Origin of the sequence: Sphingopyxis sp. (genome assembly GCF_965227415.1) — a bacterium.
Taxonomy (GTDB): domain Bacteria; phylum Pseudomonadota; class Alphaproteobacteria; order Sphingomonadales; family Sphingomonadaceae; genus Sphingopyxis.
This window is the reverse complement of sequence record NZ_OZ245749.1, coordinates 384,355-400,912: the sequence shown is the minus strand read 5'-3', so window position 1 is coordinate 400,912 and position 16,558 is coordinate 384,355. Positions and strand designations below refer to the sequence as shown.

Sequence of the window (16,558 nt, the reverse complement as noted above, 5' to 3'; positions counted from 1 at the left end):
TGACGTTTACGTCAACTAGCGCTGACATGCACGCCACGTGGCAACATAGCCAACATCGGAGAGGCCCCATGCAATCCCCCATCTGCGCGATGCTCGGCATCGAATTCCCCCTGCTCGCCTTCTCGCACTGCCGCGATGTCGTCGTCGCCGTGTCGAAAGCCGGCGGCATGGGCGTCTTTGGTGCCGCCTCGTTGCCGCCCGAACGGCTTGAAGAAGAGCTCGCGTGGATCGACGACCATATCGGCGGCCTCCCCTATGGCGTCGACCTGATCGTCCCGAACAGTTTCGCGGGCAAGGGCGAAGCGCGTTCGGAAGCGCCCTCGATTCCGTCCGAGCATAAGGCCTTCATCTCGGATCTCTTGCAAAAACATGGCGTCGACGACAGCGACCTCGCTCTTCCGGGCGCGATGCGGAGCAGTCTCGGCGACAACATGAGCGACGATGGCGCCGCCAAGCTGCTCGAAGTCGCCTTTCGTCACCCGATCAAGCTGATCGCCAACGCGCTCGGGGTCCCGCCGCCGCTGATGCTCGACCTCGGCAAGCGCTTCAACGTACCGGTCGCTGCGCTGGTCGGCACACGCGATCATGCGCTCGCGCAGGTCCGCGCCGGCGTCGATATCCTCGTCGTCGCGGGCGGCGAAGCCGGCGGCCACTGCGGCGAGGTCGCGACGATGGTGCTGGTGCCCGAGGTTGCGGCGGCGGTCGAGGCGGTTGGCGCGAACACGCCGATCCTCGCTGCGGGCGGCATCGTCACCGGACGCCAGATGGCCGCCGCCATGGCGATGGGCGCGCATGGCGCGTGGACCGGATCGGTGTGGCTCACCACCGCCGAAGCCGAGACCAATCCGATCGTGAAGGAAAAGATGCTCGCGGCCAGTTCGCGCGACACCGTGCGGTCGAAGAGCCGCACCGGCAAGCCGTCGCGCCAGCTTCGCTCGCCGTGGACCGACGCATGGGAAGCCGAAGGCGCGCCGAAGCCGCTGCCCATGCCGCTCCAGTCGCTCGTCAGCGAACCCGCGCTGCGGAAGGTCGATAAATTGTCCGAAGGCGGCCACGAAGGCGCCAAGGCGCTCGCAACCTATTGGGTCGGCCAGGGCGTCGGGCTGATGAACGAGGCGATGGGCGCCGGACAGGTCGTGCAGGAATTCAAGCAGGACTGGATCGCCGCCTGCGACAGGCTCAACGGCTTCATCGGCGAATAGTAAGTGTCGCTCCCGGCTTCGCGGGAGCGACGACAGGGTTCAGGCGACAGTCGCCTTGACGATCTTGCCGGGCTCGCGCGGCGGCTCGCCCTTGGGCAGCGCGTCGACATTTTCCATGCCCGAGATCACTTCGCCCCAGACGGTGTACTGCTTGTCGAGGAAGCGCGCGTCGTCAAAGCAGATGAAGAACTGGCTGTTCGCACTGTTCGGATTCTGCGAACGCGCCATCGAGCATACGCCGCGGACGTGCGGCTCGGCGTTGAATTCCTGCGGCAGGTCGGGAAGCTTGCTGCCACCCATGCCGGTACCCGTCGGATCGCCGCCCTGCGCCATGAAGCCCGGGATCACGCGGTGAAAGACGACGTCATCGTAAAAACCTTCGCCGGCAAGCTGCGTGATGCGCTCGACGTGCAGCGGCGCAAGGTCGGGGCGCAGGCGGATGACGACATCGCCGGTCGACAGCGAAAGGGTGAGCGTCTGGTCGGACATGATAAGCTCCTTGATGGAATCCGAGGGTGGAATTTGGCGGTTCCATAGCCGCGCAGCGCAGCAAAGCCACGCACTAATTGTCGAAAAGCACGTGGCGACGTTGCCATCGCGTTGTGGCCGGATTAGGGGATGCACGGACGCCGCACGATCCAGGGAGGACCGCGATGGACAAACGCGAAGAACCCCTGCCCCGCGAAGATGGTGTCATCACCGACGACCGCGAACTGGGCCGCGAACCACCGCCGCGCGAGGTTGAAACCGAACTCGACGAAGACGACCGGCTGAAGCCCGCGTTCGTCCGCGATGTGATCGACCTTGCCGAGGCGGGCGAAGGCGAGGCAGCGCGCGAACGCATCGGCCGCCTGCATCCCGCCGACATCGCCGATCTGTTCGAACTCGCGCGCTCCGACGAGCGCCCGATGCTGGCGGCGGTGCTCGGCGACCTGTTGTCGGCCGACGTGCTTGCCGAAATGAACGACTATGTGCGCGAGGAGCTCATCGACCTCCTTGCGCCGGAGCAAGTGGCCGAACTCGCCGCCGAACTCGATACCGACGACGCCGTCGCGATCATCGAGGATATGGAGGAGGACGATCAGCAGGCGGTTCTCGACGCGATGGAGCCCGAGGATCGGGCCGCGATCGAGGACGCTCTCTCGTTCCCCGAGGAATCCGCCGGACGCCTGATGCAGCGCGAATATGTCGCGGTGCCCGAGCATGTGACCGTCGGCGACGTCATCGACCGGCTGCGCGAGGATGTCGATCTTGCGACCGATTTCTGGGAAATTTTCGTCGTCGATCCATTGGTTCGACCGATAGGCACCTGCCAGCTCAGCTGGATCCTGCGGACGCCGCGCGAAATCCCGATCGCCGATGTCATGAAGCGCGAACAGACGCTGATCCCGGTCGACATGGACCAGGAAGAGGTGGCGCTGCGCTTCCAGAAATACGCCCTGATCTCGGCCGCGGTCGTCGACAAGGCGGGCCGTCTCGTCGGGATGATCACGGTCGATGACGTCGTCCACATCATCCAGGAAGAAGCCGGCGAAGATATCTTGCGCCTGTCGGGCGCGGGCGATGGCGACATCAACGAGCCGATCGTGCTGACAATCCGGACACGGCTCAGCTGGCTGGTCGTCAACCTCGGCACAGCGATGCTGGCCGCGTCGGTTGTGGGAATATTCCAGGGCGCGATCGCGAAATTCGCTCTCCTTGCAGTGTTGATGCCGATCGTATCGGGAATGGGCGGAAATGCCGGAACCCAGACGCTGGCGGTGACGGTGCGCGCGATTGCGACCAATCAGCTGACCGCGTCGAATACCTTTCGCATGATCCTTCGCGAATTCCGCATTGCAGCGGTCAACGGTCTGTCGCTGGGCGTATTGATCGGAACGGGAACGGCATTGCTGTTCGACAATGCGCTGCTCGGCGGCGTCATCGCCGCGGCGATGCTGATCAACAATCTGGTCGCGGGCCTCGCGGGTATATTGGTGCCGGTGACGCTCGACCGGTTTGACGTGGACCCCGCAGTCTCGTCGGCGGTGTTCGTCACGACGCTGACCGATATTATGGGGTTTTTCTCGTTTCTGGGTCTTGCCGTGCTCAGCGGCCTGACGACAATGAGCTAAGCAAGCATCTGGAATTCAAGCGATTAAAAAGAATCGCAAAAATTTTTTACACAAGGCGTTTTTTTCGGGAACTTATCCACCGTATCGGTCGTTTCCTTTTCGAGCAGCGATCATCGCCCCCCCGCAGCGCTGCTCAGCAACATTGGCCCGGCCCGCATTCCCTCCCCCCCCTCGAAGCGTGCCGGGCCATTTTGCACCCAATCCAAGTGAGGTGAATTATGACGAGTTACCGTGCAATCCTTCTCGCCGTGATGGCAAGCTTTCTGGTCGCTGGCTGCAATACGGTGAAGGGTGCTGGCCGCGACATCGAGTCGGTCGGTCAGGCCGGTAGCGACGCCATTCACTGATCGGGCAATTTGCTTACCCTTAGGCCTCTTCGAGAGGCTCGACAGGCGCCGCTTCGGCGCCTGTTTTGCGTTTGCGGCCCGTGAACCAGATCGCAAAGATCGAAATCTCGTACAAAAACACCAGCGGGATCGCGAGCAGCAACTGGCTCAGGATATCGGGCGGCGTGAAGACGGCGGCGATCGCGAACGCTGCAACAATCATATACCGCCGAGCCGCGATGAGCTGCTGACGGGTAACCAGCCCCGCGCGCTCGATCAGCATCAGCAAGATCGGAAGCAGGAAGGCAATGCCGAACGCCATGATGAACTGCATCACGAAGCTGAGATAATTGCCGACCGAAGGCAGCGCCTCCTGGGTTATTCCGCCCACTTCTCCCTGATAACCGAGCAGGAATTTCAACGCGATCGGGATGGTGATGAAATAGGCGAAACTTGCGCCGATCGCGAACAGCACCGGTGTCGCGAACAGGAATGGCAATAGCGCGCGCCTCTCCTTGCGATAGAGACCGGGCGCGACAAACTTCCACAACTGGTTCGCGATCACGGGGAAAGCGATCATTGTTGCCGCAAACAGCGCGACCTTGATCTCGACGAAAAACGCTTCGAACAATTGGGTGTAGATAAGCTTGCCCTGCCCCGCGACGACGAGCGGATGCACCAGGAGGCCGAAGATCGGGCGCGCGAAATACAGGCACACGCCGAATGCCAAACCTATGGCCAGCATCGACTTCAGAAGCCGGGAGCGCAGTTCGATCAAATGGTCGAGCAGCGGCATCTTGCCGCCGGCGCCTTCATCCTCGGCCGGGGCTGGCGCTTCCGTCGTCATGGTAGCGGACCGTCGCGCGGCGGCACGTCGTGCGTCTCGGGCTTGGTAGCCGCTGCGGCATGGTCGGGGTTTTCGGACGGTGTATCGTCCTGCGGCGCCGCGGAAACGATCGGTGGCGTCCCGGCGCTCATGTCATCAATGCGCGGAAATTCGCGCATGATCGCATCATTCTGGTCGCGCCACTGCTTTTCCAGTTCTTCGAGCTCGGCCTCGCGCATCATCGTGTCGAGACCGGCCCGAAAATGGCGCGCCATGCCGCGCGCCTTGCCGACCCATTTGCCGACAAAACGCATCGCCTTCGGGAGGTCCTTGGGGCCGATGACGACCAGGGCCACCACGATGACGAGCAGCAACTCGGTCGGCGCGACGTCGAACATGAACTAGGACTTCCCCCGCAGGCGATGCTGCGCGATCAGCGGATTTCGGTTTCCGCGGTCGGCGTGGGAGTGGCATCGGGCGCGCGCTGCCCTTCGATATGCTTTGGCGCGGACGCCGCATCGTCTTCGGCCATGCCCTTCTTGAAGCTTTTGATGCCCTTGGCAACATCGCCCATCATATCGGAAAAGCGGCCCTTGCCGAAAAGCAAGAGGACGAGGATGCCGACCACGAGCCAGTGCCAGATGCTGAAGCTACCCATCTCAAATTCTCCTTGAAGCCGTCATCTAAGCCTCTTCGCCGTCTTTTACTAGGTCCAGCTCGCCCATCGCGTCCTCGAAAGCAAGATCGACCGGGTCGAGCAGGCCCGCCGCGCGCAAATCCTCGATTCCCGGCAGATCCTTCCGGCTGGTCAGGCCGAAATGTTGCAAGAAGGCATCGGTGGTCTTGTAGATCAGCGGCCGTCCGGGAACTTCGCGCCGTCCCGCAGGCGCGATCCATTCGGCCTCCATCAGGACGTCGAGCGTCCCCTTCGACGTCTGGACGCCGCGGATGGCCTCGATCTCGGCGCGGCTGACCGGCTCATGATAGGCGACGATCGCAAGGACTTCCGCCGCAGCGCGCGACAGTTTGCGCGGGTCGTCGCGTTCGCGGCGCAGCAGGTGCGCCAGATCGGCTGGCGTCTGGAAATGCCAGTGTCCGCCGCGCTCGACGATCTCTATACCGCTGCCGTCGTGGCGCTGGGCGATCCGCATGATGATAGCGCGCACGTCGCCCGGCGTCATTTCGTCGGCGAGACGCGCCGCGACCTGCCGCGCATCAAGCGGTTCGTCGCTTGCAAACAGCATCGCCTCTATCGCGCGTTCCAGATCGTCGATCATCCTTGTGCGGCTTTCAAATAAAGAGGTTCGAACGCGCCATCCTGCTTCAAATCGACGCGCCCCTGCCGCGCGAGCTCGAGCGCCGCGACAAAGCCTGACGCGATCGCCGAACGACGCAGCGGACCGTCATAGTCAGGTGGCAGAAAATCCGCGAGCTCGGCCCATTCGAGCTTGATGCCAATCATTCGTTCAAGATGGTGGAGCGCCGCATCGAGCGTGATGATCGGACGCCGCGCGACCATATGCACGACGGGTTCGGTACGCAGCTTTACCTGGCCATAAGCCGACAGCAGGTCAAAGAGACTGGCGTCCCAGCGGCGCAGCTTGACGTCGCGCAGCCCCTCGGGCTTCGCGCGCAGGAAGACATCGCGGCCAACGCGGTCGCGTGCCAGCAACCGCGCCGCCGCCTCGCGCATCGCCGCAAGTCGTTGAAGGCGAAGTTGCAGGCGCAGCGCCAATTCGTCGGGCGAGGGATCCTCGGTCGGATCCTTGGGCAGCAGAAGCGCCGATTTGAGATAGGCGAGCCATGCCGCCATCACCAGATAGTCGGCCGCAACCTCCAGCTTCGCTCGCATTTCGTTGATGTAGGCGAGATATTGCTCGACCAGCGCGAGGATCGAAATCTGCCGGAGGTCGACCTTTTGGCTGCGCGCGAGCGTCAACAGCAGGTCGAGCGGCCCTTCCCAGCTATCAAGGCTGAGCTGCAGCGCATCCTCTCGTTCAGCCACCGCCGGCGCCATTTCAAACTCTAGCGGCAGTTCGTTCATCCTGGCCTCAGGCTATGGCCAGCAGCGCGTCGCGCTGATCGACGAGCACGTCAAACTCTCGGGGATCGGTTGCCCCGGCAATGCGGTCCATCGCGCCTTCAAGCCGCGCGCGCGATACGGTGCTGATGGGATCGAGCGCGTTGGCGATGCCGATCATGTCGTCCATCTTCGCCCAGCAGTTGAGCGCGATGTCGCAGCCCGCCGCAATCGCGTCGGCAGCGCGCGAGGGCACGTCGCCCGACAGCGCCTTCATATCAAGGTCGTCGGTCATCAACAGGCCGTGGAACCCGACGCGCTGGCGAATGATCGTGTCGATGATGGTCGGTGACAGCGTCGCGGGACGTTCGGCATCCCACGCCTCGAAAACGACATGGCAGGTCATCGCCATCGCCGCGTCGCGCAGCGCGGCAAAAGGCGCCAGGTCGGTCAGCAGATCATGATCCGACGCGGTCACTCTCGACAATGTCTCGTGCGAATCGAACAAGGCGCGGCCGTGCCCGGGGATATGCTTCACGATCCCGACGACGCCACCATCTTGCAGGCCGCTGAGGATGGCGCGGCCGAGCGCGGCGACGCGCATCGGCTCGCTGCCAAGCGCACGGTCGCCGATCACATCGCTTGCGCCGGGCTGGCGCACGTCGAGTAGTGGCAGGCAGTCGACGGTAATCCCGACCTCGGCGAGCATCGACGCAAGCGCCATCGCATTGAGCCTTGCCGCTTCGATCGCGCTCGCGGGCGCCCGCTCGTACAGCGCGTCGAACGCCGCGCCGCTAGGGAAATCGGGCCATACGGGCGACTTCATTCGCGCAACGCGCCCGCCTTCCTGATCGATCAGGATCGGCAGGTCTGCACGACCGTCGAGCGCGCGCAGTGCATCGGTGAGCCGCCGTAGCTGCTCCCGATTCTCTATATTTCGGCCGAACAGGATATAGCCTGCGGGCGCGCAATCGCGAAAGAAAGCGCGCTCGTCGTCGGTCAGGGTCAGGCCCGAAAGACCAAAAATCGCGGGAATCATTTTGCGTCAACCTCCATCGGCCGGCGCCCCCTCATACCCCAACATTGCACGGTAGAGTAAGCGAACCAATGTCCGGTGCGGCCAAACGGGCCGAATCAGCGGACGACGACGCAATTTTCACCCGCGACGCGCAATTTTCCGCAAAGCGACCCCGCATTGGCCGCCGATCCCGCCGATGCGCGCAGACGATAAACGGTCTTTCCGCCTGCCTCGGTTGGTGACACCGACTTGCCGAGATCGGCAAGATAAGGGAAGCGCTTGGACAGGTTGGTCCAGGCCTTGGTCGCAGCGGCTTCGCTGCTGAAGGCGCCAAGCTGGATCGTTGCCGATCCACCGGCCACTATCGTTTCCTTCGCTGCACCATCGGTCGTCTTTACCGACATGGCGGCTGGCTTTGGCTTGCCCTGATCGGCAGCAGCGATACGCGCAGCTTCGGCTTTCGCAGCTGCTTCCTTCGCGGCTTTCGCCTTCGCAACGACCGCCTTGGCGGCGGCTTCGCGCTCGGCCGGCGTCACGGCCGGTTCTTCGGGCATCCGGCTTGCGTCGACCTTGCCAGTCGGTTCAGCGCCTTCGGTAGCGGCGAAACTTGCGTCCCCCTCGCCCTCGAACGTCTTCGCGCCGTCGGTCGTGGGCGCAACCTTATAGTCACCCTTGTCGGCCGCGATCAGCTCGCCCTGCCCGCGCGCGCCGCCATTCTGCATCCACCACAGGCCGCCAAGAACCGCGCCGATCAAGAGCAATCCGCCAAGGACCATCGTCAAAAGGCGCGCGGGCGAAACCTCGCCGTCATCCTCATAATCGTCGGCGGCTTCCAGCCATGGCAGGCGTTCTTCGCCTTCGAACCCCAGCCCGGCCTCTTTGTCCTCCGGCATCAATTCATCTCCTCGAGCGCCTCGACCCCCATCAGGTGCAGCCCGTTGCGGATAACCTGCCCGATTCCATCGGCCAAATAAAGGCGCGTCGCGGTCAGTTCGGGATCATTCGGCAAAATGACACGCGCGTCGGGCCGGTCATTGCCGACGTTCCACCAAGCGTGGAAGGCCGCCGCGACGTCTCCCAGGAAAAAGGCGATACGGTGCGGTTCGCGCGCCGAGGCCGAGGATTCGACGATCCGCGGGAATTGCGCGAGCAGTTTGACGAGACCGAGCTCATAGTCGTCGAGCCGCGCCGGGTCCGGTGTTGCAGAGGCGACACCCGCTTCCGCGAGCTTGCGTTTCAGCGACGCAATCCGGGCGTGCGCATATTGAACATAGAAAACCGGATTGTCGCGCGACGCCTCGATCACCTTGGCGAAATCGAAGTCCATCTGCGCGTCGGCTTTTCGCGTCAGCATGGTGAAGCGCACCGCGTCCTTGCCGACTTCGTCGACAATGTCGGCGAGCGTGATGAAATTTCCCGCGCGCTTCGACATTTTGAACGGCTCGCCATTCTTGAGCAGCCGCACCATCTGGACAAGCTTGATGTCGAAGCGCGTCTTGCCGCCGGTCAGCGCCGCTACCGCGGCCTTGATCCGCTTGACCGTGCCCGCATGGTCGGCGCCCCAGATGTCGATCAGTTCGTCGGAAGTTTGCGCCTTCTGGAAATGATAGGCGAGATCGGCGCCGAAATAGGTCCAGCTACCGTCCGATTTCTTTATCGGCCGGTCCTGATCGTCACCGAAGCGCGTGGAACGGAACAGCGGCAACTCGACCGGCTCCCAATCCTCGTGCGTTTCGCCCTTGGGCGCCTCGAGCTGGCCGTCATAGACAAGATCGTGATCACGCAGCCATTTTTCGGCGTCGGCGGGCTTGCCTTCGGCCTGAAGCTCCGCCTCCGACGAGAATAGATCGTGGTGGATGCCAAGCTTGGCCAGATCGGCACGGATCATGTCCATCATCGCGCTGACCGCCTCGGCCCGGAACAGGCCGAGCCAGGCGCTTTCGGGCGCGCCGACAAAGCGGTCGCCATATTCGGCCGCCAACTTGCCGGCCACCGGCATCAGATAGTCGCCGGGATACAGGCCCTCGGGAATGGAACCGATATCCTCGCCGAGCGCCTCGCGGTACCGCAAATGCACCGACCGCGAGAGAACATCGACCTGCGCGCCCGCGTCGTTGACATAATATTCGCGAACGACCTTGTAGCCGGTGTATTCGAGCAATGTCGCGAGCGCATCGCCCACGACCGCGCCGCGGCAGTGGCCGACATGCATCGGACCGGTTGGGTTCGCGGAAACATATTCCACGTTTACACAGCGCCCTTCACCCATATTCGATCGGCCATAGTCACCCGTCTCGGCGTGGATCAGCGCGAGTTCGTCGCGCCAGCTGCCGTCGACAAGCCGCAAGTTGATGAAGCCCGGGCCGGCGATGCTCGCCTCGGTGACTTCGTCGAGCGCGCCGAGTTCGGTGACCAGCAGCTCGGCGAGAGCGCGTGGATTGGTGCCCGCGGCCTTGGCAAGGACCATCGCGGCATTGGTCGCGACGTCGCCGTGCGAGGGGTCGCGCGGCGGCTCGACGCTGATCGCGCTGCGATCAAGCCCTGAAGGAAGCGCGCCCCGCGACGCGAGGGCATCGAGCGCAGCGTCGATATGGTCGGAAAAGCGGCGGAACAGGGTCACGGCGGATCCTAACTTGGGTCAAATGTCGTGGGCGCGCTTAGCCTAGTCGAGGCAACGCGAAAAGCCCTGCGCCGCCGGAAAAGCGTCGCAGGGACGAGAGAAGCGAACGGCACAAGCGGCCGCCCAGTGATTATCGTCGGACGTTATATTCGAGCTGTTCCTGCGACAGCTGGAACCCCACAAGCAGTTCAAAGCTCGAACGCTGCACGGCGGCGCGGACTTCGGGGATGCTCAACGGGTCGACCGCGGCGTCTTCCTCGCCTGCCTTGCGCTTCCGCGTGATGCGTTCCTGAATGTCGGCGGGAAGCGTCGCCGCAGCGCGATCGACATAGGCCGAAGCCTGGCCGTGGCCGGACCCGCGCACCTGGCCCTCGGCGAAGCTGATCGTCACCTGGCCGACCCGCTTGGCCACAACCGCGGTACCGCCCTGCACAACCGTCGAGAAATAGGGCAACGTCACGGTGCGCGCTGCGCCGGCGTCGCGGCGCGTGGCCATGACATCGAAGTCGGCGAGCTGATAGACTTTTTCTCCAGTGTCATTGCACGTCGGGACGACATTGGTGATCGTCGCGACGACATCGATCGCGCTTGCGTCGCGGCTGGTCGCCGGATCGAAAAGCGTGATGTCGCCCGTATGCATCGGCACGGCGACCGCGGGGCAGACGTTGCGCGTTGCGGTGATACCCACCCCCGACGAAACGTCGATATCATTATCCTTCGCGCAACCGGCGATCGTCGCCATCGCTGCGGTTCCGCACAGCACGGCGATCATTTTGCGGGACGAAGGCGAAAAAGACATCATAGGAGCAGAACTTTCCAAAAACCTGGCGCAGAAACGACGAAACGAAGGTTCCAAAGCTCCCATGCGCGCCGCTTCTTATCGGTGCGATGAACGGGGCGCAACAGGACGAAGCGCCTTTACCCGATACGCCTTGCTGCGCTAGAGCGCGCGCATCATGAATGCTCCCCACCCGATGGCGCGCCCCGAGGGCAGCGAAACCGCCGAACTCAAGGTTTTGGTGGCCGCACCGCGCGGTTTCTGCGCCGGCGTCGATCGCGCGATCCGCATAGTCGAACTGGCGCTCGAACGCTTCGGCGCGCCCGTCTATGTGCGTCACGAAATCGTCCACAACCGCTATGTTGTTGAAACGCTGAAGGCCAAGGGGGCGATTTTCGTCGAATCGCTCGATCAGGTTCCCGACGGCGTTCCGGTGGTTTTCAGCGCGCATGGCGTGCCAAAGGCAGTTCCGGCCAAAGCCGAAGCGCGCGGGCTGGACTATATCGACGCAACCTGTCCGCTGGTGTCAAAAGTGCATCGCCAGGCCGAGCGCGCGCACGAAGCGGGACGGCATATCGTCTTCGTCGGACATGCAGGACATCCGGAGGTCATCGGCACGCTCGGGCAACTTCCCGAAGGCGCGATGACGCTGGTCGAATCGGTCGACGACGTCGCCGGACTGTCGCCGCCCGACCCGCAGATGCTGTCTTACCTCACGCAAACGACGCTGTCGGTCGACGACACGCGCGATATCATTGCAGCGCTGGAGCACCGCTTTCCGGCGATCAGCGGGCCGCGCGGCGAGGACATCTGCTATGCGACGTCGAATCGACAGGAAGCCGTGAAAGCCATCGCCGGCCAATGCGACCGGATGATCGTGATCGGCGCGCCCAACAGCTCCAACAGCCTGCGCCTCGTCGAAGTGGCCGAGCGGCTCGGCACCCCTGCCCACCTCGTCCAGCGCGGCACCGACGTGGACCCCGCTTGGCTGCAGGGGATCGTGACGCTTGGCATCACCGCAGGCGCGAGCGCGCCCGAGACGCTGGTACGCGAAGTCATCGACGCCGTCGCTGTCCATCGAAGGATCGTCGAAGAGGTCGTCGTTACAGCCGAGGAAAATATGGTGTTCAAGCTGCCGCGCGGGCTCGAAGCCGCCTGATGGCAGTTTATACCCACGTCGATCCCGACGACCTCGCGGCGCTCGTCGCCCGTTACGACATCGGGACCGTCCTCTCGTGCAAGGGGATTGCCGAGGGCGTTGAAAACAGCAACTTCCTGCTCGAGACGACTGGCGGGCGCTTTATTCTGACGCTCTATGAAAAGCGGGTCCGCGAAAGCGACTTGCCCTTCTTCGTCGACCTGCTCGACCATCTGGCAGGCCGGGGCTGCCCGGTACCAGCGATGATCCGCGACCGCAAAGGCGCTGCAATTCAGCAGATTTCGGGCCGTGCGGCGTGCATTATCCAGTTTCTGCCGGGCATTTCGCTCACCAAGCCGACCGGGAGCCAATGCGAAGCGGCCGGCGCCGCGCTTGGCGCCATGCACAGAGCCGTCGCCGATTTCGCAGGCGAGCGCGAGAACAGCATGGGCCATCGCCACTGGCGCGAAGTCGCACAAGCAACCGGCGACCTCGACGTTGTTATTCCGGGCTTGCAGGCGATCGTCGACGCCGAACTCGCTTTTCTCGACGCGCGCTGGCCGACGACCCTTCCCGCCCATGTCATTCATGCCGATCTGTTTCCCGACAATGTGTTGATGCTCGGCGATGAGGTGACGGGGCTCATCGACTTCTATTTTGCCGCGACAGATTTTCGCGCTTATGATGTTGCCGTTACGCATGCATCGTGGGCCTTCTCGGCTGACGGCAACCGCTGCGATGCCGCACGCGCGAAAGCGCTGATGCGGGGCTATGCGCACGAGATCACCCTTACCGACGCCGAGGTTTCTGCGCTCCCGCTGCTCGCGCGCGGCGCCGCGCTGCGCTTTCTGCTGACGCGTGCGCACGACTGGGTGCATACACCCGCAGACGCGCTCGTCACGCGCAAGGACCCTGCGCCCTTTCTGAACCGCCTGCGCCGTTACCAGGCGGACGACGCCGCCAGCCTGTTCGTCGCCGCATGAGTGAAGGCAGAACGGTGATCGTGGCCACCGATGGCGCCTGCAAAGGCAACCCCGGCCCCGGCGGCTGGGGTGCGGTTCTTCGCTGGGGCGATGTCGTGAAGACGGTCTCGGGCGGCGAACCCGATACGACGAACAACCGCATGGAACTGATGGCGGCGATCGAAGCGCTCGCGACGCTGAAGCGGCCCTGCAATGTCGAACTGTCGACCGATAGCGTCTATGTCCGCGACGGCATCACCAAATGGGTCCATGGTTGGCAGCGGAACGGCTGGAAGACAGCTGCAAAGAAGCCCGTCGCGAACGCAGATCTGTGGCAGCGGCTGGTCGTCGAGGCGAAACCCCACACAATCGAATGGCTGTGGGTCAAGGGTCACGCGGGACACGGCGACAACGAACTGGCGGACAAACTGGCCAGCGACGCGGCACTGGAAGTGGCGCGGGCGCGCTGAACGCCCGCGCTCTCGAAGTTTATTCGGCCTCGCGCACTTCCGCGCCAGGTCCGTTCTTCAAGATCGATGCGATGGCATTCTTGGCAGAGGCTTTGCTGCTGTAGCCTTCGGTCCAAAAGATCGCTTCGCTATTATATTTGAAATAGGCGACAAACTCGCCAGCCTTGTTCTTCTTGATCTCGAAATAATGGGCCATGCCGTCCTCCACAGGTCGATCACGCCAGGCCGGCGTGACCAAGCCTATGGTAATCTGGCCGTTTCGACGCGCAAGCCGCTATGTTGAAATTCAAGCGAAGCGCGCGGGAGCGAACGGCGCGGCGTCGACCGCACCGATCGAGCCCTCGGGCGCAGGGGCGCCGAGTTGCGCGGCGAGTAGCGCGCCAATCGCGGGCGACGTCTGTATTCCGAAACCGCCCTGTCCCGCGCACCAGAAAAAGCCCGGCACATGCGGATCGGCGCCGAAAACCGGGATTCGATCGGGTGCAAAGCTGCGCAGGCCGGCCCATTTCCGCTCGACCGCGGCGATCGGCCAGTCGACCACCTGTTGCAGCCGGTCGATCGCCATCGCGACATCAAGTTCCTCGGGCGCAGCGTCGCACGGATCGGACGGTGTTTCGTCGTGCGGGCTCAGCCAGATACGCCCCTCGCTCTCGCCTTTGAAATAAAAGGTTCCGCCGACGTGGATCACCAGCGGCAGCGACGCGGGCACCGGAAAGCCCAGCCGAAGCTGAACGACGGTGCGCCGATAGGGCTGAATTCCGAGCGGCACAGCACCGCACCGTGTGGCCACCGTATCAGCCCAGGCGCCCGCGGCATTGACGATGACATTCGCATGGACCGTGTCGACACCGATCTCCACCTTCCACCCCTGCGCGGTCCTGTGGGCACCAACGAGGGCCGCACGGGTCGCAAGCTGCGCCCCGGCACGCCTGGCGGCGCGTAGATAGGCCGCGTGCAAGGCGCCAACGTCGATATCGCTACAGGCCCCCTCATAAGCGGCTTCGCTCCATTCGGGCCGAATGCGCGGAACAATCCGCTCGACCTCTGCCCCCGAAACGCGCTGAATGCCAAGACCCTTCGCTGCAAATTCGGCGGTGAAAGCGTCGACGGCGGCAGCCTCGTCACGCCGACCAAGGTTGAGCGCGGCGCGCGGCGACAGGAAACTACGCTCTGAAAAATCGGCGGGCGGATCGAGCAGCATGCCGAACGACGCGGTCGAAAGCGGCTGCACCGCCGGTCCGCCATAGGTTTCATGCCAGAAAGCGGCTGAACGCCCCGTGGAATGATAGCCCGGCATGTCCTCGGCTTCGATCATCAGCACGGAGCGATGGGGGGCCAGCGTTGCAGCCAGGCTGGTCCCGGCGATGCCGGCACCGACAATCAGCACATCGGTCGAGGAAGGCATCGCGTCGGTCATAGGCGGCGCATATCGGCTGGTTCGGGGAATGCAAGCCGCGAAGCCCGTGATCATGGTTACTTTTTGGTAAGCCATGATGCGTAGGGGAAGAGCGATGGAAAACGCTCCGATCACGCTTGGCCTGATGGCGCTGCTCGCAGTCCTGATGATCATTGCCGCGATCAGCGATCTGCGCTCGCGGTCGATCTCCAACGGGCTCAATGCAACGATCGCGCTTGCCGCCATCCCCTTCTGGATCGCCAGCGGAATGGCCTTTTGGCCCGACATGGCGTGGCAGCTTGGCGCTGCCTTCGCGGTCTTCGTCGTCTTTGCCGGGTTGTTTGCGATCGGCGCGATGGGCGGCGGCGATGTGAAGATGATTGGCGGCGTGATGCTGTGGATTCCGTTGAATTTGTTTCTCGAGACACTGACCGTGATGGCCATTGGCGGCGGAATCTTGTCCGCAATCATGCTCATTCATTCCAAAATTCGCCCTTCGGACAAGGTGATAGAGGTTCCCTATGGGGTCGCCATCGCTGCCGCAGGCCTTTGGGCGCTTCACCAACAATATCTTAACCACTTTCAGTCTATCGGTTGAAGTTGAGGGCAAACACCGCCGCGTCTGGTTGGTGTTAGGAGGCGAAAGATCGTCATGGATACGCGAAAGATTATGCTGATCGTCGGCGCGCTGGTGATTGCCATCGGCGCGGCATTCGGGGTCAACCAAATGATGCGCGGCGCATCGGCGCCGCAAGCGCGCGCTGCAGCTGCACCGGACATCAACGGACCCATGATCCTTGTTGCGACCCGGCAATTGCCGTCCGGAACGATCATCGGGCCGGACAGCTTCCGTTTCCAGCCCTGGCCAAAAGAACTGGTCGAGAAGGCGTATTTCATGAAAGAAAAGACCGACGTCCAGACTCTGGTCGGCACGGTCGTACGCTATCCGATCACCGCCGGTCAGCCGCTGACGCAAGGCGCGCTCGTCCATCCCGACGATCGCGGCTTCCTTGCTGCGGCGCTCGGCCCCGGCATGCGCGCCGTGACGGTGAAGGTTTCGCAGGAACAGGGCGTCGCTGGCTTTGTGTTCCCGGGTGACCGCGTCGATGTCGTGCTCGCCCAGACGATCGAAATCGACAATGAAAAGAGCAGCTATCCCGACAAGCAGCTGTTCACGGCCGAAACCATTGTGCGCAACGTCCGCGTCCTTGCGACCGACCAGCGCTATGACGCCGAAGACGAAACCGGCAAGACGCCGGTCCGCACTTTCGGCTCGGTGACGCTCGAAGCCACGCCTGAAATCGCCGAACGCATCGCGGTCGCACAGAGCATGGGCAAGCTTTCACTCTCGCTGCGCCCGCTCGCCGAAAACAGCGGCGAACTTGAAGCGGCCATCGCATCGGGTGACGTCAATGTTCCCACGAAGGGCGGCACTGCGGCCGAACGCCGCATGCTGGCCGAAGCGGCCGGACGGCCGACGACGTCGAAGACCGCCACCACGGGCGGCGACGTCTCGCGCTTCTGGATCCCGGTCAGCGGCCGTGTTTCGACCGCTCGCGCGCCGCAGCAGCAGAATTACGGTGGCGGGGCTCCCGTCTCCATGGGTGCTCCTGCAGCACCGCGAGGTCCAGTGGTCCGCGTCACGCGTGGCGACAAGACGACCGAAGTCTCGGTTGGGGGTAAGTAAG

General features: G+C 63.4%; 20 protein-coding genes. 8 read left to right on the top strand and 12 right to left on the bottom strand.

What is annotated here, in order from left to right:
- Nucleotides 1-68 precede the first annotated feature (68 nt).
- A complete protein-coding gene (locus tag ACO055_RS01950; protein ID WP_422060930.1) occupies nt 69-1,202 on the top strand; it encodes an NAD(P)H-dependent flavin oxidoreductase in 1,134 nt (377 codons plus the stop codon).
- A gap of 39 nt (nt 1,203-1,241) precedes the next feature.
- On the opposite strand, the gene ACO055_RS01945 is transcribed toward ACO055_RS01950, so the two are convergent.
- Complete coding sequence (locus tag ACO055_RS01945) at nt 1,242-1,691, bottom strand: peptidylprolyl isomerase (RefSeq protein WP_422060929.1); 450 nt, start codon at nt 1,689-1,691, stop codon at nt 1,242-1,244.
- A 164-nt stretch (nt 1,692-1,855) separates the two neighbouring features.
- Here ACO055_RS01945 and mgtE point away from each other — a divergent pair, with 164 nt between their 5' ends.
- Together mgtE and ACO055_RS01935 are read left to right on the top strand one after the other, a co-directional pair.
- Nucleotides 1,856-3,316: a magnesium transporter gene (gene mgtE / locus ACO055_RS01940; protein ID WP_422060928.1), complete on the top strand. Its 1,461-nt coding sequence runs from the start codon at nt 1,856-1,858 to the stop codon at nt 3,314-3,316.
- 251 nt (nt 3,317-3,567) lie between these two features.
- Nucleotides 3,568-3,663 (top strand): entericidin A/B family lipoprotein, encoded by a 96-nt coding sequence (locus tag ACO055_RS01935; protein WP_407696738.1) that lies wholly within the window; start codon nt 3,568-3,570, stop codon nt 3,661-3,663.
- A 19-nt stretch (nt 3,664-3,682) separates the two neighbouring features.
- Here the strand turns inward: ACO055_RS01935 and tatC are convergent, their stop codons facing one another.
- The 9 genes from tatC to ACO055_RS01890 all read right to left on the bottom strand — a co-directional run bounded on the left by tatC (nt 3,683) and on the right by ACO055_RS01890 (nt 10,898).
- Complete coding sequence (gene tatC, locus ACO055_RS01930) at nt 3,683-4,489, bottom strand: twin-arginine translocase subunit TatC (RefSeq protein WP_422060927.1); 807 nt, start codon at nt 4,487-4,489, stop codon at nt 3,683-3,685.
- Entirely contained in the window at nt 4,486-4,866 is a 381-nt protein-coding gene (gene tatB, locus ACO055_RS01925; RefSeq protein WP_422060926.1) for a Sec-independent protein translocase protein TatB, read from the bottom strand. The genes tatC and tatB overlap by 4 nt, the downstream gene beginning before the upstream one ends.
- A 35-nt stretch (nt 4,867-4,901) precedes the next feature.
- Nucleotides 4,902-5,126, bottom strand: a complete 225-nt coding sequence (locus ACO055_RS01920; protein WP_422060925.1) for a twin-arginine translocase TatA/TatE family subunit — start codon at nt 5,124-5,126, stop codon at nt 4,902-4,904.
- Nucleotides 5,127-5,151: 25 nt separating this feature from the next.
- Complete coding sequence (gene scpB / locus ACO055_RS01915) at nt 5,152-5,745, bottom strand: SMC-Scp complex subunit ScpB (protein WP_422060924.1); 594 nt, start codon at nt 5,743-5,745, stop codon at nt 5,152-5,154.
- Nucleotides 5,742-6,512, bottom strand: coding sequence for a segregation and condensation protein A (locus ACO055_RS01910; RefSeq protein ID WP_422060923.1), 771 nt, complete (start codon nt 6,510-6,512; stop codon nt 5,742-5,744). The genes scpB and ACO055_RS01910 overlap by 4 nt, the downstream gene beginning before the upstream one ends.
- A gap of 7 nt (nt 6,513-6,519) precedes the next feature.
- A complete protein-coding gene (gene nagZ / locus ACO055_RS01905) occupies nt 6,520-7,527 on the bottom strand; it encodes a beta-N-acetylhexosaminidase (protein WP_422060922.1) in 1,008 nt (335 codons plus the stop codon).
- Nucleotides 7,528-7,622: 95 nt separating this feature from the next.
- Nucleotides 7,623-8,399 carry an SPOR domain-containing protein gene (locus tag ACO055_RS01900; RefSeq protein WP_422060921.1) on the bottom strand — a complete coding sequence of 259 codons (777 nt, stop codon included), beginning with the start codon at nt 8,397-8,399 and terminating at the stop codon, nt 7,623-7,625.
- Entirely contained in the window at nt 8,399-10,126 is a 1,728-nt protein-coding gene (gene argS / locus ACO055_RS01895) for an arginine--tRNA ligase (RefSeq protein WP_422060920.1), read from the bottom strand. The genes ACO055_RS01900 and argS overlap by 1 nt, the downstream gene beginning before the upstream one ends.
- 130 nt (nt 10,127-10,256) lie before the next feature.
- Complete coding sequence (locus ACO055_RS01890) at nt 10,257-10,898, bottom strand: hypothetical protein (RefSeq protein WP_422060919.1); 642 nt, start codon at nt 10,896-10,898, stop codon at nt 10,257-10,259.
- 184 nt (nt 10,899-11,082) lie between these two features.
- Here ACO055_RS01890 and ispH point away from each other — a divergent pair, with 184 nt between their 5' ends.
- The 3 genes from ispH to rnhA are packed head-to-tail and all read left to right on the top strand — an operon-like array spanning nt 11,083 to nt 13,474.
- Nucleotides 11,083-12,063 carry a 4-hydroxy-3-methylbut-2-enyl diphosphate reductase gene (gene ispH / locus ACO055_RS01885; RefSeq protein WP_422060918.1) on the top strand — a complete coding sequence of 327 codons (981 nt, stop codon included), beginning with the start codon at nt 11,083-11,085 and terminating at the stop codon, nt 12,061-12,063.
- Nucleotides 12,063-13,025, top strand: coding sequence for a homoserine kinase (gene thrB, locus ACO055_RS01880; RefSeq protein WP_422060917.1), 963 nt, complete (start codon nt 12,063-12,065; stop codon nt 13,023-13,025). Before ispH ends, thrB begins: the two co-directional genes overlap by 1 nt.
- Nucleotides 13,022-13,474, top strand: a complete 453-nt coding sequence (rnhA, locus tag ACO055_RS01875; protein WP_422060916.1) for a ribonuclease HI — start codon at nt 13,022-13,024, stop codon at nt 13,472-13,474. The genes thrB and rnhA overlap by 4 nt, the downstream gene beginning before the upstream one ends.
- Before the next feature lie 19 nt (nt 13,475-13,493).
- On the opposite strand, the gene ACO055_RS01870 is transcribed toward rnhA, so the two are convergent.
- Both ACO055_RS01870 and ACO055_RS01865 read right to left on the bottom strand, forming a co-directional pair.
- On the bottom strand, nt 13,494-13,670 hold the full coding sequence (locus tag ACO055_RS01870) for a YegP family protein (RefSeq protein ID WP_422060915.1): 177 nt from the start codon (nt 13,668-13,670) through the stop codon (nt 13,494-13,496).
- A 90-nt stretch (nt 13,671-13,760) separates the two neighbouring features.
- Nucleotides 13,761-14,891, bottom strand: a complete 1,131-nt coding sequence (locus tag ACO055_RS01865) for an NAD(P)/FAD-dependent oxidoreductase (protein WP_422060914.1) — start codon at nt 14,889-14,891, stop codon at nt 13,761-13,763.
- A 145-nt stretch (nt 14,892-15,036) separates the two neighbouring features.
- Here ACO055_RS01865 and ACO055_RS01860 point away from each other — a divergent pair, with 145 nt between their 5' ends.
- Both ACO055_RS01860 and cpaB read left to right on the top strand, forming a co-directional pair.
- Nucleotides 15,037-15,468 (top strand): A24 family peptidase, encoded by a 432-nt coding sequence (locus ACO055_RS01860; protein WP_422060913.1) that lies wholly within the window; start codon nt 15,037-15,039, stop codon nt 15,466-15,468.
- Between the two features lie 54 nt (nt 15,469-15,522).
- Nucleotides 15,523-16,557 carry a Flp pilus assembly protein CpaB gene (cpaB, locus tag ACO055_RS01855; RefSeq protein WP_422060912.1) on the top strand — a complete coding sequence of 345 codons (1,035 nt, stop codon included), beginning with the start codon at nt 15,523-15,525 and terminating at the stop codon, nt 16,555-16,557.
- The last annotated feature ends 1 nt before the right edge of the window (nt 16,558 follow it).

Bases quoted from the DNA above. Each gene is read 5' to 3' on its own strand.
- ACO055_RS01945 (WP_422060929.1), bottom strand. From the start codon at position 1,691: ATGTCCGACCAGACGCTCACCCTTTCGCTGTCGACCGGCGATGTCGTC.
- ACO055_RS01900 (WP_422060921.1), bottom strand. From the start codon at position 8,399: ATGCCGGAGGACAAAGAGGCCGGGCTGGGGTTCGAAGGCGAAGAACGC.
- ACO055_RS01870 (WP_422060915.1), bottom strand. From the start codon at position 13,670: ATGGCCCATTATTTCGAGATCAAGAAGAACAAGGCTGGCGAGTTTGTC.
- scpB (WP_422060924.1), bottom strand. From the start codon at position 5,745: ATGATCGACGATCTGGAACGCGCGATAGAGGCGATGCTGTTTGCAAGC.
- tatB (WP_422060926.1), bottom strand. From the start codon at position 4,866: ATGTTCGACGTCGCGCCGACCGAGTTGCTGCTCGTCATCGTGGTGGCC.
- tatC (WP_422060927.1), bottom strand. From the start codon at position 4,489: ATGACGACGGAAGCGCCAGCCCCGGCCGAGGATGAAGGCGCCGGCGGC.
- nagZ (WP_422060922.1), bottom strand. From the start codon at position 7,527: ATGATTCCCGCGATTTTTGGTCTTTCGGGCCTGACCCTGACCGACGAC.
- thrB (WP_422060917.1), top strand. From the start codon at position 12,063: ATGGCAGTTTATACCCACGTCGATCCCGACGACCTCGCGGCGCTCGTC.
- ACO055_RS01890 (WP_422060919.1), bottom strand. From the start codon at position 10,898: ATGATCGCCGTGCTGTGCGGAACCGCAGCGATGGCGACGATCGCCGGT.
- rnhA (WP_422060916.1), top strand. From the start codon at position 13,022: ATGAGTGAAGGCAGAACGGTGATCGTGGCCACCGATGGCGCCTGCAAA.
- cpaB (WP_422060912.1), top strand. From the start codon at position 15,523: ATGGATACGCGAAAGATTATGCTGATCGTCGGCGCGCTGGTGATTGCC.
- ACO055_RS01950 (WP_422060930.1), top strand. From the start codon at position 69: ATGCAATCCCCCATCTGCGCGATGCTCGGCATCGAATTCCCCCTGCTC.
- ACO055_RS01920 (WP_422060925.1), bottom strand. From the start codon at position 5,126: ATGGGTAGCTTCAGCATCTGGCACTGGCTCGTGGTCGGCATCCTCGTC.
- mgtE (WP_422060928.1), top strand. From the start codon at position 1,856: ATGGACAAACGCGAAGAACCCCTGCCCCGCGAAGATGGTGTCATCACC.
- ACO055_RS01910 (WP_422060923.1), bottom strand. From the start codon at position 6,512: ATGAACGAACTGCCGCTAGAGTTTGAAATGGCGCCGGCGGTGGCTGAA.
- ACO055_RS01860 (WP_422060913.1), top strand. From the start codon at position 15,037: ATGATCATTGCCGCGATCAGCGATCTGCGCTCGCGGTCGATCTCCAAC.
- ACO055_RS01865 (WP_422060914.1), bottom strand. From the start codon at position 14,891: ATGACCGACGCGATGCCTTCCTCGACCGATGTGCTGATTGTCGGTGCC.
- ACO055_RS01935 (WP_407696738.1), top strand. From the start codon at position 3,568: ATGGCAAGCTTTCTGGTCGCTGGCTGCAATACGGTGAAGGGTGCTGGC.
- ispH (WP_422060918.1), top strand. From the start codon at position 11,083: ATGAATGCTCCCCACCCGATGGCGCGCCCCGAGGGCAGCGAAACCGCC.